The sequence below is a fragment of the Corallococcus sp. AB018 genome (genome assembly GCF_003986945.1).
Lineage (GTDB): Bacteria > Myxococcota > Myxococcia > Myxococcales > Myxococcaceae > Corallococcus > Corallococcus exiguus.
In genome coordinates this window covers 1-5,237 of sequence record NZ_RAWR01000366.1, presented here as the reverse complement: position 1 = coordinate 5,237, position 5,237 = coordinate 1, and the positions used below count along the sequence as shown (strand labels likewise).

Genomic DNA, 5,237 nt, shown 5'->3' with positions numbered 1-5,237 from the left:
CTTCATGACAGAGTGGGTGTCATGCCCTCTGGTGGCGTCTCGACGGCCGAGCTCGCGGACCTGCTTGCGGCGCTGCCCTTCGGCCACCGGCTGTGGGTGCGCGGCATGGGGCGGTGTCTCTACCCGCTGCTCCGCAGCGGGGACGCGGTGCGGCTGTTGCGCTGCGGGCCGGAGCGGCTGGCGCGCGGGGACGTGGCGCTGGTGCGGCACGGGCCCCGGCTGGCCGCGCAGGTGGTGCTCTCCACCCAACCCTGGGGGACGGAGTCGCAGTTGGGCGGCACCGATGTGGCGGGCGGGGAGCTGGTGGGGCGCATCGTCGCGCTCAAGCGCGGGCGGTGGGTGATGCGGCTGCCCCGGCCCACCCGGCCGGCGCTGTTCCTCTTGCAGCGCACCCTGTCTGGCGTGTGGACGCAGCCCGCGTCCCGGGCGGTGTTCCGCCACCTGCGCGACCTGTTCTCCGGGTGGACGAAGCCGCTGCGCCGCCAGTTCGTGGGCCCGCTCGAGATCCGGCTGGTGCGCCCGGACGACCTGGACCCGCTGCTCGCCTTCGCCACGGAGCGGCTGGTGGTGTCCGGCACCTTCCTGCGCCGGCAGCTGCGCGACCGGTGGGGGCTGCCGCAAGACAGGCGCGTGGGCGCGGCGGCGGGCGCCTTCGACGCGCAGGGGCACCTGCTCGGCTTCGCGTGGGCGGACGACTACCACCAGGAGGGACTGTCACTGGATGGCTTCTGGGTGCGCTCGCTGGTGGTGTCTCCCAAGGTGCGGCGCATGGGCGTGGCCACCGCGCTGGTGCGGTGCCTGGTGGAGGAGATCCACCGGCAGGGCGCGGACCGGCTCCACGCGGACATCGACGAGGACAACACCGCCTCCCTGCGGACCTTCTCTGGCCTGGGGTTCCGCCCCGCGCCGGACGCGCTGACCGTCGCCACGAACCAGCAGTGGGACGCGGCTGGGGGGAGCAAGCGACTGGTCGTGCTGGTGCGCCCGCTTCCCGTCTGACGCCCCACGGGGGTTGCGCTTCTCCGGTGGCTGGGCCAAACGGCTGGGCGTCCTGCTTCATGCCGTGGGCGGGGAAGGGTGGATCCGGTGTCTGAAGGGCGTGAGGGTGCGCAGTGGAAGGCGGACGGAGCGCTGGTGCTCCTCACCGTCTTCTGGGGCCTGACGTTCGTGGTGGTGAAGGACGCGCTCGCGTTCGCGGACCCCTTCACCTTCCTCACCCTGCGCTTCGTGGTGGGCGCGGCCGTGATGGCGCTCATCGCGCGCGGGCGGATGTTCTCGCCCGGCATCGTTTCCAAGGGACTGCTCCTGGGCGTGGTGCTGTTCGTGTGCTTCGTGCTCCAGACCGTGGGGCTGACGGACACCACGCCGTCGCGCGCGGCGTTCCTCACCGGCCTCAACGTCCTCTTCGTTCCGCTGATGTCCATGGTGCTGCTCAAGCGGCTGCCCCGGTGGGGCACCGCCGTGGGCGTGGTGCTGGCGGCGGTGGGGCTGTACTGGCTGACGCGGCCCACCGAGGAGGCCCTGCCGGGGCGCCTGGGGGGCTTCCGCCTGGGGGACTGGCTGTCCGTCGGGTGCGCGGTGGCGTACGCGGGCCACATCCTGCTCACCGAGCGCTTCGCGACGAAGGACAACGCCGTGGGCCTGGTGTCCGTGCAGTTGGTCGGCGTGGCGGTGATGTCCGCGCTGTGCCTGCCCTTCGTGGAGCGCAAGCTGGAGTGGACCCCGCCGCTCGTGGGGGCGGTGCTCGCGTGTGGCGTGCTCGCGAGCGCGGTGGCCATCCTGGTGCAGACGTGGGGCCAGGCGCGCACCAGCGCGGTGCGCGCGGCGCTCATCTTCGCGCTGGAGCCGGTGTTCGCCTCGGCCTACTCCGTGGCGGTGGGCCGCGAGGTGCTGGGCCCGAAGGAGTGGCTGGGCGGCGCGCTCATCGTCGTGGGCGTCTTCGCGTCGGAGCTGGGCACGGCGGTGTGGGACGGATGGCGGGCACGGGGCCGCACGCCCGCCGCCTGAGCATCCGACGCGGCCCCGGCAGGAGCACGAGCGGCCGGGCCGCGTTATGACAGCGCCCATCCCATGAGCGTGGATCTGAGACGCAACGGCCTGCACCTGACGGGCACGCCCCTGTCGCTGGACGCGAAGCGCAAGTCGCCGCTGTCCTTCGTCAGCCACGGGCACTCGGACCACATCGCCCGTCACGAGAGCACCATCGCCACGGCGGCCACGCTGCGCTTCATGGCCCACCGGCTGGGGCCCGTGGCGGCCCCGCTGTCCGTGCCGTTCCGCCGTCCGTTCGAATTGGGCCCGCTGCTGTTGGAGCTGCTGCCCGCGGGCCACATCCTGGGCAGCGCGCAGTTGCGCGTCACCCGCGCGGATGGCAAGCGCATCGTCTACACGGGGGACCTCAACACCGCGCCGTCGCTCACCGCGGAGGCCACGGAGGTCGCGACCTGCGACACGCTGGTCATCGAGTCCACCTTCGGTCATCCGCGCTACCGCTTCCCGCCGCGCCCGGAGGTGCTGGGGCAGGTGGAGACGTGGCTGCGCGCGCAGCTGAGCCGGGGCGTGACGCCGGTGCTGTTGGGCTATCCGCTGGGCAAGAGCCAGGAGGCGATGAAGCAGCTGGCCCTGCGCGGCTTCCACCTGGTGGCGCATCCGTCCATCTTCGAAGTCGCGGAGCTGTACGCGGAGCTGGGCGTCCCCATCGAGAACCTGCGCCGCTACGACGGCCGCGTGGAGCCGGGCGAGGTGCTCTTCTTCCCGCCGCACCTGGCGCGGGGCGGGGCCCTGGCGCCGCACTGGCCCCGGGCGACGGCGGTGCTCACCGGCTGGGCCATGGACCCCGGCGGCGCGCGGCGCTACGGCGCGGACGTGGCCTTCCCGCTGTCGGACCACGCGGACTTCCCGTCCCTCATTCGCTACGTGAAGGACACCGGCGCGCGGGATGTCATCACCTGCCACGGCTTCGCGGAGGAGCTGGCGCAGGCGCTGCGCGACGCGGGCACGGACGCCCGCCCGCTGGGCAAGCCGCAGCAGATGACCCTGTTTTGATTTTGTCGCGGCCGCGTGTTGGAACGGGCGCCCGATATGCCCACTCCTGCTCCCTCGCTGACCGGACACCTGGCCAACGTGCTGCTGTGCACGGACGCTGAACCCAAGCGCTTCGTCACCCGGGAGGTCCCGGAGCTGAGGGTCACCTTCGAAGGCATCGAGGGAGACCGGCACGCGGGCCTCACGCGCAAGGCGGACGTGCGGGTGCCGTGGTTCCCCAAGGGCACGCTCATCCGCAACACGCGGCAGCTCTCCATCGTGTCGCGCGAGGAGATGGTGGAGGTGGCGCGCACGCTGGGCGTGCCGCACGTGCTGGCGTCGTGGCTGGGCGCGAACCTGGAGCTCGTGGGCGTGCCCCGGCTGACGCACCTGCCGCCGGGGACGCGGTTGTTCTTCCCGGAAGAGGCCACGCTGGTGATGGAAGGGGAGAACCTGCCCTGCGTGGGGCCAGGCCGCGTGATTGAAGCGCACCACCCGGACATGAAGGGCCTCGCGGGCCGCTTCGTGAAGGCCGCGTGGCAGAAGCGCGGGCTGGTGGGCTGGGTGGAGCGCCCGGGCCTCATCCGCGCGGGCGACGAGGTGCGCGTGATGCTGCCGCCGCCAGTGACGTACTCGCTGCCCTCCGCGCCGCCGTCGGAGGCGGTGGGCTGAGCGCCCTCCCTGCCTTCAGTGCAGGGACAGGAAGATGCGCAGCTGCCAGGTGTCCTTCGTCACGGTCGGGAAGGAGTCGAAGCGGCTGTGGCGCCGGAAGAAGTTCAGCTGCGAGCCCATCCCCAGGTTTTTGTACACGGGGAGGTCCACCTGCAGCTGGGCCTGGTGCACCCGGTGCGCGCCGCCCGAGCCGTCCACCACCAGCACGTGCAAGGCGCCCGCCTCCAGCGTGACGAGCTCCCAGTCCTCGCGCAGGTACGCCATCTGGAGCTGGAAGCCCAGGCCGGGGCCGTAGTCGTAGTCGCGGCCCTCGTTGCCCTCGCTGTCGGTGTGCTCGGAGGTGACGCCGGTGAGGAGGCTGCCGTCCACGAGCAGCGCGGTCCTCAGCCGGGAGCGGTTGAGGAACCGGTGCTCGTGCAGCAGGCCCAGGTCCAGGGACTGGCCGCCCACCTCATACGCGAGCGTGTCCGTGTAGCCGAGCTGCTGGAGCAGTCCCAGGCGCAGCTCGTCGCGCTCGGCGCTCCAGAGCGTGGACTTCACCAGCAGGCCCTGCAGCCGCGCGTTGGTGACGAGGCTGGTCTCCCGGGTGGTGAACTGGACGCGCGCGTCGAAGGCGTCGAAGGGGCGGTGGTTCGCGCCCCGGTACATATCGCCGTAGCGCAGGGCGCCCTGGATGAAGAACTGATCCTCGCCCCAGGCCAGGGACTTGCCGTCGCCCAGCTTGAGGTAGCCCAGCGAGGCCCAGCCCGCGATGTCATCCGGCCACCACTCCGTCGGCGAGGGGCCATGGTACGAAACGTCGCCGCGCACCACGCGGTTGATGCCGCGCATGGGGCTGATGACGCCGGCGGTCAGCTCGCGGACGAAGCGCTCGCGGCCCCGGGCCTCTGTGTCCAGCACCAGCGAGGACAGCCGGTAGAGGGCTTCGCCCATGGCCACGCCGCCCACGGTCGTGTTGATGAGATCATTGGCGGATGGCGGCTCGTTCTCCGCGAACATCTCCCACTGCAGGCTGCCCAGGAAGGTGAGCGGCACCGCGGCCGCGAACGGCAGGCCGTTGTCGCGCGCGGCCGTGTAGTAGAGGCTGCCGTGATACGGGTGGGCGAACTGGTTGGTGGAGAAGCCGTCCTGGTCCCAGACGAAGCCCGTGCGGAAGTTCTCCTTCCATACGGACGGGGAGATGTACGCCCAGTCCTTGTGCGCGATGTACCGGTCGTACGTCCAGACGACCAGGTTGATGGCGGTCACTTCCCCCAACGCAATCCACGGGTGGGGCTCGGGGTTGTCCCGGATGCTGTCCTCCTTCAGCGGCGCATCCTCCGGCAGCGAGGGGCTCTGCTCGGCCGCGGGAGGACAGGGGGCCCACTGGGTCTCCTGGCCGGGCGAAAGCCGCGCCGCGCAGAGGGCCATGACGTTGGACGGGACGGAGCGCACCATGTCCTGTGGCGAACCGTCCGCGGACGCGACGCAGGCGCGCAGGGCGCACGCCAGCGCCACGCCTCGCGGCAGCCACGGCCCCCGGAGTCCGCCGCGCCATGCCC

At 71.9% G+C, this 5,237-nt stretch carries 5 protein-coding genes; 4 read left to right on the top strand and 1 reads right to left on the bottom strand.

What is annotated here, in order from left to right:
* The 4 genes from D7Y11_RS41450 to D7Y11_RS41435 all read left to right on the top strand — a co-directional run.
* Positions 1-999: GNAT family N-acetyltransferase (locus D7Y11_RS41450; protein WP_306770497.1), on the top strand; the 999-nt coding region annotated here is incomplete at its 5' end.
* Positions 1,000-1,086: 87 nt separating this feature from the next.
* Entirely contained in the window at positions 1,087-2,007 is a 921-nt protein-coding gene (locus tag D7Y11_RS41445; protein WP_306770496.1) for a DMT family transporter, read from the top strand.
* 63 nt (positions 2,008-2,070) lie between these two features.
* Positions 2,071-3,045, top strand: a complete 975-nt coding sequence (locus D7Y11_RS41440; RefSeq protein WP_120581595.1) for an MBL fold metallo-hydrolase — start codon at positions 2,071-2,073, stop codon at positions 3,043-3,045.
* A gap of 36 nt (positions 3,046-3,081) precedes the next feature.
* Positions 3,082-3,696 carry an MOSC domain-containing protein gene (locus tag D7Y11_RS41435; protein ID WP_126936422.1) on the top strand — a complete coding sequence of 205 codons (615 nt, stop codon included), beginning with the start codon at positions 3,082-3,084 and terminating at the stop codon, positions 3,694-3,696.
* A gap of 15 nt (positions 3,697-3,711) precedes the next feature.
* Here D7Y11_RS41435 and D7Y11_RS41430 read toward each other — a convergent pair.
* Positions 3,712-5,237, bottom strand: a 1,526-nt coding sequence (locus D7Y11_RS41430) for a DUF3943 domain-containing protein (protein WP_233607572.1), incomplete at its 5' end; no start/stop codon positions are given.